The 20,206-nt window shown below is 41.7% G+C and carries 15 protein-coding genes; 9 read left to right on the top strand and 6 right to left on the bottom strand.

Features of this window, described 5'->3' with window-relative positions; translation table 11 throughout:
- The first annotated feature begins 189 nt into the window (after positions 1-189).
- Entirely contained in the window at positions 190-912 is a 723-nt protein-coding gene (locus MTF66_RS07330) for a helix-turn-helix domain-containing protein (RefSeq protein WP_248526914.1), read from the top strand.
- Positions 913-935: 23 nt separating this feature from the next.
- Here the strand turns inward: MTF66_RS07330 and MTF66_RS07325 are convergent, their stop codons facing one another.
- Positions 936-1,400 carry a sel1 repeat family protein gene (locus tag MTF66_RS07325; protein WP_054551621.1) on the bottom strand — a complete coding sequence of 155 codons (465 nt, stop codon included), beginning with the start codon at positions 1,398-1,400 and terminating at the stop codon, positions 936-938.
- 121 nt (positions 1,401-1,521) lie between these two features.
- Here MTF66_RS07325 and MTF66_RS07320 point away from each other — a divergent pair, with 121 nt between their 5' ends.
- Positions 1,522-2,814: an NCS2 family permease gene (locus MTF66_RS07320; RefSeq protein ID WP_054551620.1), complete on the top strand. Its 1,293-nt coding sequence runs from the start codon at positions 1,522-1,524 to the stop codon at positions 2,812-2,814.
- Between the two features lie 26 nt (positions 2,815-2,840).
- Here the strand turns inward: MTF66_RS07320 and MTF66_RS07315 are convergent, their stop codons facing one another.
- Positions 2,841-3,599 (bottom strand): hypothetical protein, encoded by a 759-nt coding sequence (locus tag MTF66_RS07315; protein ID WP_248526913.1) that lies wholly within the window; start codon positions 3,597-3,599, stop codon positions 2,841-2,843.
- Positions 3,600-3,896: 297 nt separating this feature from the next.
- Here MTF66_RS07315 and cysB point away from each other — a divergent pair, with 297 nt between their 5' ends.
- Positions 3,897-4,874 carry an HTH-type transcriptional regulator CysB gene (cysB, locus tag MTF66_RS07310; RefSeq protein WP_054551618.1) on the top strand — a complete coding sequence of 326 codons (978 nt, stop codon included), beginning with the start codon at positions 3,897-3,899 and terminating at the stop codon, positions 4,872-4,874.
- Between the two features lie 55 nt (positions 4,875-4,929).
- Here the strand turns inward: cysB and MTF66_RS07305 are convergent, their stop codons facing one another.
- The 3 genes from MTF66_RS07305 to pabB form a co-directional block, all read right to left on the bottom strand.
- Positions 4,930-6,306 (bottom strand): L-serine ammonia-lyase, encoded by a 1,377-nt coding sequence (locus MTF66_RS07305; protein ID WP_248526912.1) that lies wholly within the window; start codon positions 6,304-6,306, stop codon positions 4,930-4,932.
- A gap of 101 nt (positions 6,307-6,407) precedes the next feature.
- The gene (locus MTF66_RS07300) at positions 6,408-6,986 is read right to left on the bottom strand and encodes a CoA pyrophosphatase (RefSeq protein WP_248526911.1); all 579 of its coding nucleotides are present in this window, start codon (positions 6,984-6,986) and stop codon (positions 6,408-6,410) included.
- A gap of 17 nt (positions 6,987-7,003) precedes the next feature.
- Complete coding sequence (pabB, locus tag MTF66_RS07295) at positions 7,004-8,347, bottom strand: aminodeoxychorismate synthase component I (protein ID WP_248526910.1); 1,344 nt, start codon at positions 8,345-8,347, stop codon at positions 7,004-7,006.
- A gap of 181 nt (positions 8,348-8,528) precedes the next feature.
- Between pabB and MTF66_RS07290 the strand changes: the two genes are divergently transcribed.
- The 6 genes from MTF66_RS07290 to MTF66_RS07265 all read left to right on the top strand — a co-directional run bounded on the left by MTF66_RS07290 (position 8,529) and on the right by MTF66_RS07265 (position 19,532).
- Complete coding sequence (locus MTF66_RS07290) at positions 8,529-10,055, top strand: fumarate hydratase (protein WP_054551614.1); 1,527 nt, start codon at positions 8,529-8,531, stop codon at positions 10,053-10,055.
- 402 nt (positions 10,056-10,457) lie between these two features.
- Entirely contained in the window at positions 10,458-11,498 is a 1,041-nt protein-coding gene (locus MTF66_RS07285; RefSeq protein ID WP_248526909.1) for a Glu/Leu/Phe/Val dehydrogenase, read from the top strand.
- Positions 11,499-11,630: 132 nt separating this feature from the next.
- Positions 11,631-12,287: a CatA-like O-acetyltransferase gene (locus MTF66_RS07280; RefSeq protein ID WP_282454038.1), complete on the top strand. Its 657-nt coding sequence runs from the start codon at positions 11,631-11,633 to the stop codon at positions 12,285-12,287.
- 131 nt (positions 12,288-12,418) lie between these two features.
- Positions 12,419-15,325 carry a ligand-binding sensor domain-containing diguanylate cyclase gene (locus MTF66_RS07275; protein ID WP_248526908.1) on the top strand — a complete coding sequence of 969 codons (2,907 nt, stop codon included), beginning with the start codon at positions 12,419-12,421 and terminating at the stop codon, positions 15,323-15,325.
- Positions 15,326-15,415: 90 nt separating this feature from the next.
- Positions 15,416-16,240 carry a M90 family metallopeptidase gene (locus MTF66_RS07270; RefSeq protein ID WP_058585288.1) on the top strand — a complete coding sequence of 275 codons (825 nt, stop codon included), beginning with the start codon at positions 15,416-15,418 and terminating at the stop codon, positions 16,238-16,240.
- Between the two features lie 106 nt (positions 16,241-16,346).
- On the top strand, positions 16,347-19,532 hold the full coding sequence (locus tag MTF66_RS07265) for an amidohydrolase family protein (RefSeq protein WP_248526907.1): 3,186 nt from the start codon (positions 16,347-16,349) through the stop codon (positions 19,530-19,532).
- 51 nt (positions 19,533-19,583) lie between these two features.
- On the opposite strand, the gene MTF66_RS07260 is transcribed toward MTF66_RS07265, so the two are convergent.
- On the bottom strand, positions 19,584-20,126 hold the full coding sequence (locus tag MTF66_RS07260) for a TetR/AcrR family transcriptional regulator (protein WP_248526906.1): 543 nt from the start codon (positions 20,124-20,126) through the stop codon (positions 19,584-19,586).
- Between the last annotated feature and the right edge of the window lie 80 nt (positions 20,127-20,206).

The following is a 20,206-nucleotide window of genomic DNA, read 5'->3' as shown; positions in this document are numbered from 1 at the left end:
CGTATCTCGTATCTCGTATCTCGTATCTCGTATCTCGTATCTCGTATCTCGTATCTCGTATCTCGTATCTCGTATCTCGTATCTTTCATCCTATCTTGCTAATATTCTTCATTATTCCTATTTATTCAGCTTTTTATATCTGCATGAATAGCAAAGAATGGCGGCTCCACAACAAAAAGGAAATGCGTTATGAGTACATTCGGAACACAGCTAAAACACTATCGCAGTGAGCTAAAACTAAGCCAACCAGAATTTGCAGAGCAAGTTGGAATAGAACAAAGTTACCTTTCAAAACTTGAGAACGATAAATCAGTGCCTTCGAATGACACATTTCGTTCAATATTAACGGCGCTCAATCTAACAATTTGCGAGTTTATGGAGCCATTAAAACATTCTGTAGATAAAGCGAGATTGATTAATGTGCCTGACATTGAAGCTTGGTATAAGCAACAAAGTAATAAGCAATTCATTAAACAGCGTTCACTCGTCTATATTGCCATACTGTTAAGTGCGCTAGGCTGTGCCATGTTTTATTTAGGGCATCAAGAAAAGCTATTCAATACAAAGTTCTATGAGTACAAATCATATGGTGTAGTGAAAGATAGTGAACCAGATGGCATTTTTCATGATTGGCGTACGCTACTCGTAGAACAAAGCCGCGAGAAAATAGATGCAAAACGTCGAGAAATGATCAGCAGGCATGATTTTAAGTTTATTATCTCAGCGGACTATAAAGGTATTTCGTTTGTAGAATCTGGCGAGCAAGGCAGGCGTTTATATAGCCTTACTTCAAAAACACCTATTATCAAGCCCCATAAAGGCCATGTCTGGCTTGAGTTTATAGGTATCTTATTGCTTGTAGTTGGTGCAGGTCTCATCACATTTGAGAGTAAACTGACAAGACAGCATTAATGAGTTGTAGAACCTGACGCGTGTTAGCTGGCGTCAGGATCACGAGGAATTAAATGTGCAAATTGCTGCTGGTGGATTTGTTCATATAGGGTAGCTGCATAGCTTTGCGCATCATGTAATCTGCGCGTACTGATGTGTTTTCTAAGATCATCAAGTGCAGCCGTTGCAGGTTCATAACCTTGGCTACTTGCCAGACTTAGCCACACCGCGCCATGAAAAACACTGTGCGGTACACCTTGCCCTTTGATGAAAAACAGCCCCATATAAAATTGCGCTCTATGGTTGCCCGCCATAGCTGCTAAACGCATCCATTTGGCAGCAAGGGGAGGCTGTTCATTTTTTAAATAATACAAAGCTTTGTTTAGTACGTTTTCAACAGATTGAGTACTTTTATTTGGCGCCGACCCTTTATCGGGTTGGGTAATAAAGGCAAGTACATTATCAAGCTGTTGCTCTAAATCTAAGCCTACTGGCGAATTATCAGACATAGTTTAGTTATTTTCTTGAAATAAAAGACCTTATTAGTTTAGAACATTGCAAGGTAAAATGTCCTCTTATTGAGATAAAATATGATAAAATTAGCCAATTAATCTCAACTTAAAGTTCAACATGTTCGAAAGACTTTTCAAAATCACTGAAAACAACACCTCTGTGCGCCGCGAGACTATTGCTGGCATCACAACATTCATTACCATGGTTTACATTGTATTTGTTAACCCTGCAATGCTTGCAGAAGCGGGAATGGATCAAGGTGCGGCATTTGTAGCAACCTGTATTGCTGCTGCAATTGGCTGTTTTATTATGGGTTTATGGGCAAACTACCCATTAGCACTGGCTCCGGGTATGGGCTTAAACGCCTTCTTCACTTATGGTGTTGTTTTGGGCATGGGCTACACTTGGCAAGCTGCATTAGGTGCAGTTTTTATGTCTGGCTGTATCTTCTTGTTCTTAAGCTTATTTAAGGTGCGTGAGTGGATCATTGATGCCATTCCTCTGGTATTAAAGCGTGCCATTGCCACAGGTATCGGTGCTTTCTTAGCCCTTATTGCATTGAAAAACGCCGGTATTATCGTAGCAAGCCCTGCAACCTTAGTGCAGTTAGGCGATATTACAGCCCCAGGTCCACTACTTGCGATTTTTAGCTTCTTTGTTATTGCAGCACTGTTATACCGCGATATGAAAAGCGGCGTACTTATCAGTATTTTATTAGTTACAGCAATCGCGCTTGGTTTAGACCTTGTGGAGTATCAAGGAATTATTTCAATGCCGCCTTCAATTGCACCAACCTTTATGCAATTGGATTTTGCAGCAGCGTTCGAAATTTCAATGCTAACAGTGGTTTTTGCGTTCTTATTTGTTGATTTGTTTGATACTTCAGGCACTTTAGTTGCTGTAACGCAAAAAGCAGGTATTGCTGATGAACAAGGCAAAATGCCTCGTTTAGGTCGCGCACTAAGTGCCGACAGTACAGCTACTATTGCAGGCTCAATGCTTGGTACGTCAACAACAACGTCTTACATTGAATCAGTTGCAGGTGTGTCTGTGGGCGGCCGTACAGGTCTAACAGCTGTGGTTGTAGGCATTTGTTTCTTGTTAATGATGTTCTTTGCGCCACTTGCTGGCATGATCCCAGCTTATGCAACGGCTGGTGCGATTTTGTATGTTGCTGTGTTAATGATGCAAAACTTAAAGCTGGTAAATTGGGATGATATGACAGATGCCATTCCAGTGAGCGTAGTATTATTAATGACGCCGTTAACTTTCTCGATTGCGCACGGTATTGCACTTGGTTTTATTTCGTATACTGCAGTGAAGTTGGTATGTGGTAAAAAAGATGAAATCAGTATTAGTGTATGGGTATTAACAGCGCTGTTTATTGTTAAGTTTGCGTTTTTATCTTAATTTGCACAAAGCAAAGAAAAAGTGGGTTACCACTTTTTCTTTGGTGCGAATAATACGTCTAAATCGTCCTGCTCTTGTTCTGCTTTCTTCTTTAGTGACGTTGCATTTGATGCTTTCAGCTCAGAGCTAATTGTTTCTAAATAACCCTCAACTTCTTGCCTTTTCGAGTTTACATAATCATCGCTATAGCTAACTGAACTGAGAGTTGCTAGTGCTTTTTCAAAATACTGTCTGGCAGAGCCCACCATATTCGCTGAGCGAGCTGAAATCCCGCGCTTAATTTGGCTTTCTACGTTGATTCTAAGTTGTAATTTTTCAAGGCGTTTATCTTCAGCTACAAATACTTGGCTATCTACCTTGCCTTTACCATGCTCTGAGCGAAGTACAGATCGTAATTTTTTTATACCTTGAATAAGGGCTATTAATTGTTTGTCGTTATCTGGTAGTGCTAATGCATCGCTATTATTCGCTTCGATAGGAGAGGCTAAACGCTCTTTAGATTCTTTTAGTCTGTTTTTTAATTCTTTTGAACTTGGAGAAAGCTCAACCATTGAAACAAGTGCATCATAAATACGGCGCTGAATAATACGCAGAATATTTTCAGACATGGGGATATTGGCACTGTTAAGCAGTACATCTTCTGCTTCTTCAATGATTTTTTTCTGTTTTGTAAGCTCTTTACGGCGCTCTGCTTCTTGTTTTTCTTTATGTTGTTGCACAGCGCTGACCCATAAAGCGATCACGATTAATGCAACAATGAGCATGATGATGATAGAAACAATCATTACTAAATCTCAGTTTTAACTATCTAATTTTTTTATCTTACCTTAAAAATATTAGATCTGAACAGTTTTGCGGTAGTTATCTCGAATAAACTTATTACGATTACTACTTTATAATGAGTATAGCGCTAAACTAGCACCTTTATTGAATATTTTGCGAGTAAACACGGCTACCGAGCAGTAATTTAATGTGTTAGCCTTAGAAACAATCGATATAAATGTATAGCGCGATGAAATATCGCTTGGCATTGCGCTTTGCAGCCTTTATAAATAAACAATAACAACGTTTACAATGCAGCCATGAAACTACAACAACTCAGATATATAGTCGAAGTCCAAAATCATAAACTGAATGTCTCTGCGACAGCCGAAAGTTTATTTACCTCGCAACCGGGGATCTCGAAACAAGTTCGTATGCTTGAAGACGAACTGGGTGTACAGATCTTTGGCCGTAGTGGCAAACACCTTACCCATGTAACTAGTGCCGGTAACGAAATTATTAATATTTCACGAGAAATACTGTCGAAAGTTGAAGGTATTAAAGCGGTTGCCAATGAACATACCTTGCCTGATCAAGGTAAACTAAACATTGCCACCACTCATACTCAGGCGCGTTACGCATTACCGAATGTTATTCAAGGCTTTATGAAAAAGTACCCGGCAGTGTCTTTGCACATGCATCAGGGGACGCCACAGCAAATTTCTGATGCGGCAGCACGCGGTGATGCTGACTTTGCCATTGCGACTGAGGCACTGCATTTATATTCTGATTTAGTTATGTTGCCTTGCTATCACTGGAATCGCAGTATTGTTGTGGCAAAAACACACCCACTTGCGCAAAAGGCTGATAACTTAACAGTTGCCGATGTGGCTAAATATCCACTTATTACTTATGTGTTTGGTTTTACTGGTCGTTCTGAGTTAGATAAAGCTTTCAATGCACATGGACTTGAGCCGCATATTGTCTTTACTGCAACAGATGCTGATGTAATTAAAACCTATGTTCGTTTAGGGTTAGGTGTAGGTGTTGTTGCCTCTATGGCGATTGATCAAATAACAGATACTGATTTAGTGTGTATTGATGCAAGCCACTTATTTGAAGCGAGCACCACCAAAATAGGTTTTAGAAAAGGCAGCTTCTTACGCAGCTACATGTATGATTTTATTGAGCGTTTCGCACCGCATTTAACGAAAGAGCTGGTTGAGCGAGCAAGCTTATTACGTAATCAAGAAGATGTTGATAAGCTCTTCGAAAACATTGAGTTACCAGTAAAATAGAGATGAAAAAGCCGCTTTAAAGCGGCTTTTTATTATGCTGAAAAGGTGCTGTAAATTAACACTCGATGATATTAACCGCTAAGCCACCGCGAGCGGTTTCTTTGTATTTTGTTTTCATATCATTACCTGTGTCGAGCATGGTTTTAATGACCTTATCAAGGGTCACTTTTTGCTCGCCAGAACCACGCATTGCAAGGCGTGACGCATTGATTGCTTTAATTGAGCCCATCGCATTACGTTCAATACACGGTACTTGTACAAGGCCGCCAACAGGGTCACAGGTTAGGCCTAGGTTGTGCTCCATGCCGATTTCAGCGGCGTTTTCAACCTGTACAACATTACCACCCATGATTTCAGTTAGTGCAGCCGCTGCCATTGAGCAAGCAACGCCCACTTCACCTTGACAACCTACTTCAGCACCCGAAATTGACGCATTCTTTTTATATAAAATACCAATAGCTGCCGCCGTTAATAAATAACGTGTTGCGATATCACGGTCTACTTCTTTAATGAAAGTGTGATAATACATTAATACCGCGGGCAAAATACCTGCAGCACCATTGGTTGGTGCAGTAACAACACGCCCGCCGGCAGCGTTCTCTTCGTTTACTGCAAGGGCAAATAAATCAACCCAATCCATAGCACGTAATGGGTCGTTGTTTACCTCAATATTTAACTTAAGGTGTAAACTAGGAGCGCGACGCTTTACTTTTAAACCACCTGGTAAGATACCTTCTGTACGCATACCACGTTCAATACAGGCCTTCATTACTTGCCAAATATTAAACAGCTCATCTTTGATGTCTTTTTCGCTGCGCAGGGTTTTTTCATTGTGCATCATAAGCGTTGATACACTGAACCCTGAATCACGGCATAAATCTAATAGCTCTTTTGCCGTGTTAAACGGATAAGGTGCTGGGTTTTCTTCGCGGATTTCGAGTGCTTTTTGTTTTTCGTTCTCGAATTCATCATCACTTACGATAAAGCCGCCACCGATTGAGTAATACACTTTACTGAATAACTTTTCGCCATTTTGGCTAGCAATGATCTCCATTGCATTCGAGTGTTTTGGTAGTGTTTTACGACGATGAAATACAATCGCACCTTGCTTAGGGAAATTGGCTTTATGGCTTTGGTTTAAATAGATAACCTGCTCTTTTTCGATTTTTGCGAGGATATCGTCGACTAAATCAGCATCAATGGTTTCTGGATCATAACCGGCAAGGCCTAAGATCACAGCTTTACCAGAGCCGTGGCCAATACCTGTTTGACCGAGTGAGCCAAACAGCTCAACTTTAATATCGGTGACGTTTGCAAGTAAGTTTTTTTCTTCTAGTTCGTTTACAAATAAACGCGAAGCGCGCATTGGGCCAACAGTGTGAGATGACGATGGGCCAATACCAATACTAAACATATCGAATGCACTGATCATAATTTGCTACTCATTTTTCTATTAACGGCATACTACCTGCCTTTGAACGGTGCCACATGATAACGTTTAAACGTGCCTGTGTAACCCTAAAAGCAGGATAATTAAACTGGTAGGGCGAGCTGTTTGATGAAGTTATTAATTATGCTCGCTGTTGCTCCCCAAAGCAGACCGTGCGGGGTCATCAAGCCTTGCAAAGTAATGGTTTTACCATTTCGCACAAAGGGAAGGGGTTGCCAATTTTGTTGATTACTTAAGTAAGATAAGGGCATTAAAAAGCTGGCAGCAACTTCGTTGGGATCTGCTTGCCATGTTGTGCCTTCACTAAGCACACACACAAAAGGCTCAATAGTGAAACCGGTTAGAGTTGCGTACTGATGTAATTTACCGTGGACAGTCACTTGGTGTGTCGCAATGTTAAGCTCTTCATTGAGCTCTCGAAGAGCGGTGTGCAGCAAAGTGTCATCTTGCTCTTCATGCTTACCACCCGGTAGGCAAATCTCCCCCGGGTGATGAAGTAAATAACTAGGTCGCTTGCACAGCAATAAATGCGCTTCGTCGTTAACATCAAGCAGAGGTAATATTACAGCACTGGCTCGCTTTTCGGCATTAAAGCGAATGGTAGCTGGGCGCTCTGTGGTTTGACTTAAACTAAAACGGGCAATTATTTGCTGACTATTCAAGGTAGTTACTTCAACTTTTACTTTAATAAAGGCAGTATTTTATTTACTTTATCGTAAGTTTCCTGGTACTCCAAGTCGACCTTAGAATCAGCCACAATACCACCGCCAGCCCAGCAATAGATTGCACCTTTGTGGCACACTAAAGTACGAATTGTGATACTGGTATCCATGTTGCCACAGGCACTTAAATAGCCAATTGAGCCGCAGTACACACTACGGCGATGCGGCTCGAGCTCTTCTATGATTTCCATAGCGCGAATTTTCGGCGCTCCGGTAATTGAACCACCCGGGAAAGCGGCATGAATTTGGTCAACGGCATCTTTGCCATCTGCTAACTCTGCGCGCACAGTACTTACTAGATGATGTACAGCTGGAAAGCTTTCAATGGCAAATAACGAAGGTACGGTGACACTACCTGGGCGAGCCACTTTGCCTAAATCGTTGCGCAGCAGATCAACAATCATGACATTTTCTGCGCGGTCTTTTTCTGATTGTTGTAAGCGAGTTGCTTGCACTTGGTCTTGTTCAGAGTCAGCCAAACGAGGGAGCGTCCCTTTAATTGGCTTGGTTTCTATTTGGCCCTGATTAATCGAAATAAAACGCTCTGGTGAAATAGATAAAATCGCGCCATCAGGGTGATTTATATAGCTTGAAAATGGTGCTTTATTGGCTTCTCGAAGTTGTTTATACGCTTGCCATGTTGAACCAGAAAACTCAGCTTTAAAACGCTGTGCAAGGTTGATCTGGTAGCAGTCACCACTTTTTAAATAAGCTTGAATTTTCTCGAACTTTTCGCTGTAGCTGGCTTTACTCATGTTTGATTGCCAGTCGCTTTGTAGCGCGAACTCTGCACTTGCTGGTGTTTCGTTTAGGTGCTGTTGGTATACCGCTAAGCGATTATGATTTGGCTGACAGACGTAAAACCAGTTTTGTTGTTGCTTGTCATAAATAAGCGCATCTGGATAAAGACCTACAGCCATTTGTGGCATGTTAATGTCGTTTTCGGCAGTACTTGGCATGCTTTCAATCACACGACCTAGGTCATAACCAAAATAGCCAAGCCATCCACCTGTAAAGGGTAGGTTATTAGGGTTAGCTGTATGATTAAAGTCCTGAAGGCCTTTTTTCATCAAGCTAAAACAATCACTTGATTGTGCTTTGCCGTCGATAAAGCATGTATTTTCGCGCACTTCTAATTGCTTTAATGGGGCAATAGCAATGATATCGAAGCGGCTATTTACATGCTCGCTATTGGCTGAATCGAGCAGCACGGCATGGGGCAAATGAGCAAAATGACTAAATAGCGCGATGCAATCACCGCTTAAATCTAATTTAATGCACAAATTTTCATCGTTTATCATCTACATTGCCCTGAATAACTAGCCCGAAACGGGCGAGGAGGGTATCATAAGTTAAATTTGATTGGCAGCGTTATGATTTCCTTTATAGTGTTGCCATGACTAACCCGTAGAGTAAATCTTCGTCACCGGTTTACTCAGGATCACGTACAGCGCTACGCGATAAAAACTTAAGGAACCCGTAATGAGTACAATTCGTCAGCAAGACTTCATTGATAGCATTGAAGATGCATTGCAATACATTTCTTTTTATCACCCTCTCGATTTCGTACAAGCCTTAGAAAAAGCTTACAACAAAGAGCAAAGCAAAGCGGCAAAAGATGCCATTGCGCAAATTTTAATTAACTCTCGTATGTCTGCTGAAGGTAAACGTCCACTGTGCCAAGATACAGGTATCATTACTTGTTTCGTAAAAGTAGGTATGGATGTTAAGTGGGATAAAACAGACATGACTGTTCAGCAAATGGTTGATGAAGGTACACGTCGCGCATACTTAAACCCAGATAACCCATTACGTGCATCAATTGTTGCAGACCCTGCTGGTACGCGTAAAAACACCAAAGACAATACTCCATCAGTTGTTCATATCGACTTAGTGCCAGGCGCTGAAGTAGAAGTAATGGTGGCAGCGAAGGGCGGCGGCTCAGAAAATAAAACGAAAATGGTTATGCTTAACCCATCTGATGATGTGGCTGCATGGGTTGAAAAAACATTACCAACGATGGGTGCGGGCTGGTGTCCACCTGGCATGCTAGGTATAGGTATTGGTGGTACTGCAGAAAAAGCTGCGGTACTTGCTAAAGAATCATTAATGGATCCGGTTGATATTCACGAGCTGATTGAGCGCGGCGCAGAAACAACTGAAGAAAAAATGCGTATCGATATCTTCGAGCGTGCTAATAAATTAGGTATTGGTGCACAAGGCCTAGGTGGTTTAACAACCGTAGTTGATGTGAAAGTTAAAACGGCACCGACTCACGCAGCATCAAAACCAGTGGTTATGATCCCGAACTGTGCAGCAACTCGTCACGTTCACTTCACATTAGATGGTTCAGGCCCAGCTGATCTTAAAGCGCCTAAACTTGAAGATTGGCCAGAAGTTACATTTGAAGTAGGTGAAGGTACACGTCGTGTTGATTTAAACACACTGACTAAAGAAGACACGCAAGAATGGAAGATGGGTGAAACGGTTCTTCTGTCTGGTACTATCTTAACGGGTCGTGATGCAGCACATAAACGTTTACAAGATATGATCCAATCAGGTGAAGGTTTACCTGAAGGCGTTGATTTTGATAACAAGTTTATCTACTACGTTGGCCCTGTAGATGCAGTGGGTGATGAAGCAGTAGGTCCTGCTGGCCCTACAACTGCAACACGTATGGATAAATTCACTGATATGATGTTAGAAAAAACGGGCATCATCGGTATGATTGGTAAAGCAGAGCGTGGTCCTGCAACAGTTGAATCAATCAAAAACAATAAATCTATCTACTTAATGGCAGTAGGTGGTGCAGCTTACCTTGTATCTAAAGCAATCAAGAAAGCACGTGTTGTTGCGTTCGAAGATTTAGGTATGGAAGCAATCTACGAGTTTGAAGTAGAAGATATGCCAGTAACGGTTGCTGTTGATAGTGAAGGCGCCAATGCGCATACGCAAGGCCCTGCTATTTGGAAAGCAAAAATCGAAGAACTTGATGGCAAGTTAAAGTAACCATCTTGCAACTCTCATGAAAAAACGGCGCACCTGCGCCGTTTTTTTTCAGCTCTGACCAGTCTCAGCTATTTCTCTAACATCTCTTTAAAAGGCCGATTTTACTTGGCTTTATCGGTACATTTTTCTTGTCACTTTTTCTTTACGCTATACTTTACCTTTACGTTCACGTAATAAAGTTTGTAATGTTAATATTTTGTTTTGAATTAACAATGCTTAATGCGTACATTGATTGGTATATTTTTTCCATAAAGTGTTAGTTTTTGAGTTGTTATTTCGGCTTGAGAACTTTGCTTAGTTTTATCATCTCATTTAGTGGCAAGGGAACAAACGAAGTGATAAAGTCTCGGCACTTTCAGCGCTCACACCCCTTAGGGTAAGAAAATTTCGGAGTATTTAACTGTGGCTGTATTTAATAAAGTCGACTTTGATAACCACGAGCAAGTGGTGTTTTGTTCAGATAAAGAATCAGGCCTAAAAGCTATTATCGCGGTTCACAATACCAAGTTAGGTCCAGCGGTTGGTGGTTGCAGAATGTGGAACTATACAACTGATGAAGATGCTGTTACTGATGCACTTCGTTTATCAAAAGGTATGACCTACAAAAATGCTGTGGCACGTTTACCATTTGGTGGCGGTAAGTCAGTGATCATCGGTAATGCTAAAGAAATTAAATCAGAGCAACTTTTCCGTGCATTTGGTCGCCAGTTAGAACGTTTAAGCGGTAGCTATTATTCAGCTGAAGATGTAAACATCACTTGTGATGATGTGGCTATCATGAATAAAGAAACTAACTATGTATTAGGCCTTGAAGGTAAAAGTGGTAACCCTTCACCGTTCACAGCGTATGGTACATTCTTAGGTATTAAAGCGGCTTTACAACATCAACGAGGTCATCAAGATCTTGCTGGTATCAAAGTAGCCGTGCAAGGTTTAGGTGCAGTAGCATATGGCCTTTGTAAACACCTACATGAATCGGGCGCAACATTATTTGTAACAGATATCAACGAGCAAGCTGTTGAGCGTGTTGTAAATGACTTCAATGCAACGGCTGTGGGTATTGATGAAATCTACGACTTAGATGTTGATGTGTATGCACCATGTGCACTTGGCGCAACGGTAAATGACACGACTATCCCGCGTTTAAAAGCGACAATTATTGCAGGTTGTGCGAATAACCAATTAGCAGAGTCTCGTCACGGTGAGATCATCCGCGAAAAAGGTATCTTATACGCACCAGATTACGTAATTAACGCAGGTGGTATTATCAATGTTTATTACGAAACTGCACCAGAAGGTTATAGTGCAGAAGCATCAACGAAACACGTTGAAGGCATTTTTGATACGCTAACAGAAATCTTTGCTCGCTCTGAAAAAGAGCAGAAGTCGACGCATTTAATTGCCGATGAACTAGCATTAGAAATCATCGAAAACGGCTTATAATTTAGTAAGTCGATAAATTTACAGGTAAAAGGTGCGCAAGTCGCACCTTTTTTGTCTCTGTTATTTATCGCATCAAGGTGACGAAGTCACGCAGGCTAGGTAAACTCAGTTTTTAAATCTCGAGGGCACCTAATGAAAACTCCATCTTGTGAAATCACACCTATCGATCTAGCTACTTGGCCTCGCAAACAGCATTTCGCTTTTTTCAAAGAATTTTCTCTGCCATATTTTAATGTATGTGTTTCACTCGACATGGCGGCTCTTTACAACAAGTGCAAAGCAGAACCGTATTCCTTCTTTCACAGCTATGTTTACCTAACACTTGAAGCATGTCATAACTATGCACCAATGCGTCAACGTATTGTTGATTCGTTGCCGGTACAACTGTCATCGGTAAGAGGAAGTGTGGTCGAGCTTGCAGAAGATGAAACATTTCGCTTTAGTTATTTTGAAAAACAAGCGTCGATGGAAGATTTTTCAAAACACGCGATTGCTGTGGGTAAAACAAGTAAAGCAAAACCATTTTTCTCTGATGCATTTGCTGCAACAGAAGGGCAGCCTGACCTTATTCATATCTCAGTACTTCCATGGTTAAACTTTACCGGCTTCTCGCATGCTGTAAGTGAGGGGCATGGCCTTGGTATTCCTAAGTTTGTGTTTGGTCAATATGACTCACAAACTGGCAAGATGCCGCTTTCAATCGATGTGCATCATGCTTTGATGGATGGCTTGCATGTGGCGCGATTTGTGAAAATACTGCAAGAAAAAATCACGAATTTTTGTAATTGATTGTTGCTAAATGTCATTAAAGTGAGTAAAAATTGCAACTAATGTAGTATTATCTGAAGTTAGGGATGACTTTGGCTTCACAGAGCTACATCACTGAATAGAACGATAATAAATATCAGGGTTTTAGTTTTATGGTGCGGGTAGTTAGTTGTATTTTTCTTTTATTGAGTTTCAGCGTTTTTGCTGATTCTGCACGCCTCTCTTTAAGTGATTATTTTACAGAGACTTGGAGCACTCGCGCCGGCCTTCCTCACAATAGCATTAATGGCGTAACGCAAACCAAAGATGGTTACATTTGGATAGCGACTTGGGAAGGGCTTGCCCGTTTTAATGGTCGTGAGTTTAAACTTTTTACTCGAACAGAAATTCCTGGCTTACCTGATTCTGGCTTACGCAGCCTGATCCCGATGGATAATGGTGATTTATATATTGTGGGTGCCCGTGGCGGTATTGCGCTTCGCTCACAAGGGGGATGGCGAGCATTACCAAGTTCATCAGCCATGGTCAATCATGCGCTCGTTACTAAACAAGGTGAGCTATGGCTGGCACTTGAAGGACAAGGCATTGTTTACCGTGCTTCTGAAACTGCCTCTGAGCAAAAAATGCTTGATAAGCTTAGCGCCTATCGTCTTTTACAAGACAAAACAGGCGTGATTTGGGCTGCGACTAGTGATGGTCTTTATCAAATAAAGAATAAGCAAGTCAGTAAGGTCAGTGAGGACTCTGGGCTTCCAAATGCTTCTGTGTTTACCTTATTACTAACTGACTCAGGCACTTTAATTGTTGGCACTGAAAAAGGCGCTTGGCAAAAGCAAAATAATAAGTTTGTTGCTATTAATCCTGTCCTTAACAACGAATCAATTGCTAGTTTACTCGAAGATGCACAGGGGGATTTGTGGTTTGGCACCATCAATAAAGGGGTGTTCAGGCTCAGCAATTTAGGCCTTGAAAACTTAGCTGCCGATGATGGCTTACCCAACAACCGTATTTTATCTTTGCTGCAAGATCGCGAAAAAAGCATTTGGGTTGGCACGAATGCCGGATTATTCCGCCTGCGTGAAGCACCATTTACAAATTGGAGTGAAAGTCGTGGGCTTGCATCAGACTATGTGCGTACCGTGCTATCGCATTCTGATGGCAGCTTATGGGTGGGCAGTAGTAATGGCTTAAATCGTATTGAAAATGGCAGGCTCACAACCCTTACTCAAGCCTATGAAAAAGATCCATTATCCGTTTTAAGCTTAACCGAGGATAAGCAAGGTGGCGTTTGGTTAGGTACTTATACCGCCGGTTTAATGAAAGTGGTTAATGGGCAAATTTACCCAGTAAAAAACCGCAGTAATGGCCTGATCAGTAACGAAGTTCGTGCTGTGTTGTTCGATAAAGCGGATAACCTATGGATTGGCACTGCCGGTGGTTTAACCAAAATAGACCCAGCTGGGCAAACTGAATTATTCACCACAGAAGATGGCTTAATTGGTGATTTTATCATGGCCCTTGTCGAGGATGATCATGGCAGGTTGTGGGTCGGCACGGGAGTGGGTGTGTCCATTTATGACCTAGCTACTAAGCAGTTTAAAACTCTCGAGTTTCCAAAGCAGTTCAGTACTGAGTATGCATTCGGCTTTTACTTAGATGGCGATAAAATGTGGCTTGCAACCGATAGAGGCTTAGTTCGTTACAATCTCAGTACAGATAAAATGAGCTTGTTTGGTCGAGACCAAGGTTTACCGGTCGATAAGCTGTTCCAAGTGATTGAGCAAGGTGATTCATTATGGTTGACCAGTAACCGAGGTGTTATTCAGGTGAACAAAGCTCAGTTAGTTGCGCTTTTAGATAACCCTGAAAAAGTTCAACCAATGAGCGTTTCGATGCAGCTTTATGATGAAGGCGATGGCATGTTAAGCGCGCAAGCAAATGGCGGTTCAAACCCTGCTGCTGTGCTTCATTCAGATGGTCAAGTATGGGTTGCTACAGCCAAAGGCGTCGCTATTGCCACACCAGAGCGCTTAAAAGAAGCCAGTAAACGACGATTATCGACGGTTATTGAAAGCTTTGAAGTCGATGGCAAACCCATGACTTTACCTGTTGGTAATGAGGTTTTGAGCTTACCTGCTGGTGTTTCTCGTGTTTCGTTTAACTACGCTGGGCTAAGTTTTATCATGCCTGGGCGGTTAAATTACCAAACTCAACTAAGTGGTTACAATCAACAATGGGTAGACCGGGGGCGCTTGGCCATTACCGAGTACACCAATTTACCACCAGGTAAATATACCTTTAAAGTGCGCGCAGGTTACCCAAATAGTGACTGGCAAAATAATGAGCAAGTTCTGCGTTTTAAAATTGCCCCTTATTTTTGGCAAAAAACCAGCTTTAAGTTATTTGTCTTAGTTGCTGTGCTTTTTGCTGCTTATGCTATTTATAAATACCGCTTATACCACTATAAGCGCATCGAAATTGAGTTAACTGAAAAAGTTGAACAGCAAATGCATGATTTACAAACGCAAGCTGATGCTTTTGCTCATTTAGCGAATCATGACCAATTAACGCAATTACCGAATAGACGCGCTTTCGATATGTGGCTGTCTGAAAACTTTAATCAGTTTCAGCGTGACAATAAAACGCTTAGTATTGCCATTATGGATATTGATCACTTCAAACTCATTAATGACAATTTCTCGCACTTAATTGGTGATAAAGTGATTTGTGAAATTGCTCGTTTGCTGCGTATGAATTTCCCTGATGAAGGTTATGCGGCGCGTTGGGGCGGTGAAGAATTTACCCTGTTGTTCCCATACAAAAATGCTGAAGAAGCCGCAAGACTGTGTGAAATTATCCGTTTAGAGATAGCGGGTTACGATTTCTCAGAATTAGCAGATAGCCTTTCTGTAACGGTAAGTTTTGGTGTGGCAGACAACGCGCAGGTTACTGACTATGACCGCTTGTTAGCACATGCCGATAACGCTTTATACAATGCGAAGAATAACGGTCGAAACCAAATTTTTATTTATAATCAAGGCTGTATTACGCTCGATTAATCAGCTTTTCAAATAAAAATGTGTGTAAACAATTGATCTTTTTTTGTTTGCACACATTAAAGTATCAAGATTGTTTTTTAGGCGATAGTAATGCTTAACCTGGTTTTGATACTTTTTTTAATAATTTTTGTTGTGTGTTACTGGCGCTGGGACGATATCCGTAATCACTTTTGGCAGAAAAAATACCTTAATAACTCCCTCAATGATCAGCAAAAAAATCTGCTGTTAAAATATATGCCTATCTACCGAAAGATGACGGATGCCGATCGTGAAAAGCTGGAGCGTCACATCGTTTGGTTTTTAAATGAAAAACGCTTTATTGGTTGTGATGGTCTTAAGCTTAATGATGCAATGAAGCTGATTGTAGCGGCAGATGCCTGTATTTTAGTGCTTAATAAACCGTGGCCATTGTATCGTAATGTAAAAGAGATCCTTTTATACCCAAGCGCGTATTATGCCCCTCAAACTTCCCGTGATAATGCTGGGCTTGTTAGTTATCACAATACCGTGCGTCAAGGTGAATCATGGCCGGGCGGAACCTTGGTATTGAGTTGGCATGATGTCCTTGAGGGGAACCGCTTACCAAGTGATGGTCATAATTTGGTATTTCATGAATTTGCCCATCAGCTCGACCAAGAAACCGGTAAAACCACGGGTACACCACTGCTTTCGAGTAACGAAGATTACCAAAAGTGGGCAAAAGTATTTAGCCGCGCGTTTAATCAACTCAAAACCCATTTAGCTTATGGTATGCCTCATGTTATTCATAGCTATGGCGCGACCAATGAGGCAGAGTTTTTTGCTGTTATCACCGAAACCTTCTTAGAAAAGCCCGCTGAGCTAAGACAGTTTGACCCAGAAATTTATCATTTACTGGTTGGCTTTTATCAGTTTGATCCAATTGCGTGGCATTAGTCGACTATTTACGTCTGTTTAACACGAATCACTGGAATCTTGCTATGCTATTTGGTGCAATCTTAAAAGTGTGCATATAAGCAAAACAATAAAAAGTGAGATTTCAATGAAGAAAATGCTTCATACAGCGCTCGCTGTATCTATTTCACTTGCTCTAACTGGGCAAGTGGCGGCAGCTGAGCAATCAAATGACGACAAATGGCAGGTGGACGCACCAAAAGGCCAATTCCTAGACGCTAAAATTAGTGTTGAGCAGGGCACGTGGATGAACGTAGATATTAGCCCTGATGGTAAAACAGTGGTGTTTGACCTACTCGGCGATATTTATACCATGCCAATGTCAGGTGGCACAGCAACGCAATTAACCAGTGATATTGCATGGCAAATGCAACCACGCTTTAGCCCTGATGGTAAGCACATTGCGTTTACTTCAGACCAAGGTGGTGGCGACAATATTTGGGTGATGGATTTAAACGGTGAAAACCAAAAAGCTGTAACGAACGAAACATTTCGTTTGTTAAACAGCCCAGCTTGGAGCCCAGATGGTGACTACTTAGTTGCGCGTAAGCACTTTACTGCAAGCCGCTCTTTAGGGGCTGGTGAAGTATGGCTTTACCACAAAGCGGGTGGCAAAGGTGTGCAGCTAACCGCACGTGAAAACGACCAAAAAGACTTAGGCGAGCCAATGTTCTCACCGGATGGTCGTTATGTTTATTTTTCTCATGATGCAACGCCGGGTAAAACATTCCATTACTCTAAAGATTCTGTAGCGGGTATTTATAAAATTAAACGCTATGACCGTGAAACCGGCGAGATTGAAACAATTATAGATGGTATGGGCGGGGCTATTCGACCTACACCTTCACCAGATGGTAAAAAGCTTGCGTATGTAAAGCGTGATGATTTCCAAACAAGCTTGTACTTATATGATCTTCACACCGGTGAGCATACAAAACTGTATGGCGAGCTTGAGCGTGATATGCAAGAGACATGGGCAATTCATGGCGTATACCCAACAATTGCTTGGACGCCAGATAACGAACAACTAGTCTTTTGGGCGGGTGGTACCATTCATAAGCTAGACGTGGATGATAAGTCTGTCTCGACTATTCCATTTAAAGTTGAGACCAATAAGCAAATTCAAAAAGCGGTGCGTTTTACACAAAACATCGATAGCGATAATTTTGATGTGAAAATGCTGCGCAATGTACAAATTTCACCGGATGGTGAAACGGCTATATTTGAAGCGCTAGGTCATATTTATAAACGTGATTTAGAGTCTGGCAAAGTAAAGCGCCTGACTAAGCAAGACGACCACTTTGAATTATTCCCGCAGTTCTCTCGTGATGGTAAGAAGATTGTTTACACCACATGGGATGATAACGAACAGGGCTCAGTACGTGTTGTATCTGCGCGCAGTGGCCGTGGCGATACCATTACTAAAGAGCCGGGTAAATATGTAGAGCCAACTTTCAGCCCTGATGGCAAAACAGTTGTTTACCGTAAAGCGTCTGGCGGCAGTATCCTGAACCCAACATGGTCATTAGAGCCAGGCATTTACTCAGTAAGTGCTAAAGGCGTTAAAGCGACGCTAATCACTAAATCAGGATATCAGCCACAATTTGGTGCAGCGAATGACCGTATTTATGTGATGAGCCCTTGGCCGAAACCAACATTAAGTGTTGTTGAGCTTGAATCAAAGCAAGTTCGTAAACTTTACGAATCAGAACATGCTACAGAGTTTAGAGTATCACCAGATGGCCAATACTTAGCGTTTGCAGAGCGTTTTAAAGTATTTGTTACGCCATTTGTTGAGCGTGGCAAAACCATTAATATTGGCCCAAAAGATAGCCAATTCCCAATTGAGCAGCTTTCTGTTCGCGCCGGTGAAAACATCAGCTGGAGTGGCACAAGCGATAAACTTTATTGGAGCTTAGGCCCTGAGTTATATCATGCAAGCTTAGCGGGTTTGTTTGATATTAACCAAAATGCAGAGACTGACTTTAAAGTTAAAAGCGGCGATAACATCGGTTTTACAAAAACCATGGCGGAGCCTAAATCAATCTTTGCGTTAACTGGTGCGCGTATTATCACCATGAACGGTGAGCAGGTTATTGAAAACGGCGTTATTGTAACTGATGGTAAGCATATTAAAGCGGTTGGTAGTAAAGACAGTGTTGCTATTCCTAAAGGCGCAGAAGTAATTGATGTAACTGGTAAGACGATTATGCCGGGTATTGTTGATGCACATGCGCACGGCTCGCAAGGCAGCGATGAGATCATTCCACAGCAAAACTGGAAGAACTTAGCAGGCTTAGCGTTAGGCGTGACAACGATTCACGATCCATCAAACGACACCACAGAGATTTTTGCTGCAAGCGAAATGCAAAAAGCAGGCATGATTGTCGGCCCTCGTATTTTCTCAACGGGTACCATTTTATATGGTGCGAATATGCCAGGTTATACATCGCATATTGACTCGTTAGAAGATGCTAAATTCCATCTTGAGCGTTTAAAGAAAGTAGGCGCGTTTAGTGTTAAATCATATAACCAACCTCGTCGTGAACAGCGCCAGCAAGTTATTGAAGCAGGTCGTGAACTTGAAATGATGGTTGTGCCAGAAGGCGGTTCATTACTGCAGCACAACTTAACTATGGTAGTTGATGGTCATACGGGTATTGAACACTCAATTCCTGTTGCCAATATTTACGATGATATTCGCCAGCTTTGGTCTCAAAGCGATGTGGGTTATACGCCGACACTCGGTGTAGCTTACGGTGGTATTTGGGGTGAAAATTATTGGTACGACAAGACAGATGTGTGGAATCACCCACGCTTAAGTAAGTTTGTACCAAAGAATCAGCTTTTACCTCGCTCAATGCGTCGTGTTAAGGCGCCCGATCATCACTATAACCACTTCAACAATGCCCGTGTTGCCAAAGAGCTGCAAGACTTAGGTGTATTAGTAAACCTTGGTGCTCACGGTCAACGTGAAGGTTTAGCGGCACATTGGGAAATTTGGATGTTTGCGCAAGGTGGTATGACACCACTTGAAGCTATTCGTGCAGCAACCTTAGATCCTGCTAAATACATTGGCCTTGATAACAACATTGGTTCTCTTGAGCCGGGTAAACTTGCCGATTTAATTGTTATTGACGGTAACCCGCTAACTAACATTCGTGATACAGATAAAATCGATTACACCATGATCAATGGTCGTCTATTTGATGCTGCAACCATGAACGAAGTGGGTGAGAAAAAACGCGAAAAGTTATATTTTGAAAAAATCTAACTTAGCGGAAATCTAAACTGAAAGCGGCCATTGTGCCGCTTTTTTATTTGCTCATTGTTTTAAATGAGGAAACTGTTTAATTCCTACTAGTTTTGCTTGGCAGATCATGCCCTCTACAAGCGTCATCAAATAGTGGCTGTGCGAGTCTAGCTGCGAACTTTCCATGTTATTACACGCTGATAAACGCTGTTTAATTAACTGCTGTACTGCCATTTTATGCTCTTTGCAGGCTTGATTTATCGGGCTTGTAGGATCAGCAAACTCAGCAGCGGTGTTAATAAATAAACAGCCATTAAAATCACCTAACTCAGTCACTTCAGAATTAAACCAAGCTTCATGGCAGCTGATCAAGGCGACTTTAAATTCTTCAACAGTGGTTAGTTTGCTGGTGGCATGCGTTAACCAATTCAAAAACCTGCTATGTCGCTCACTAAGGCAGGCTAATAATAACGCATCTTTACTTGCGAAATGATGGTACATGGTTTTTTTGGCGACACCCGCCACACTAATAATTTCGTTTATTCCCACACTATGAATGCCTTTTTGATAAAAAAGTGACAGGGCGGTCAAAATAATATGTGTTCGTTTATCCATAACAAGGCCTCATTGGGTGACTAATGATAGCTTGACAGAAGTAGACCGACTTGTCTACCATTTGCTGGGTAGACAAGTTG

Source organism: Pseudoalteromonas sp. 2CM39R (assembly GCF_023161845.1).
This window is presented reverse-complemented; position numbering and strand designations above follow the sequence as displayed.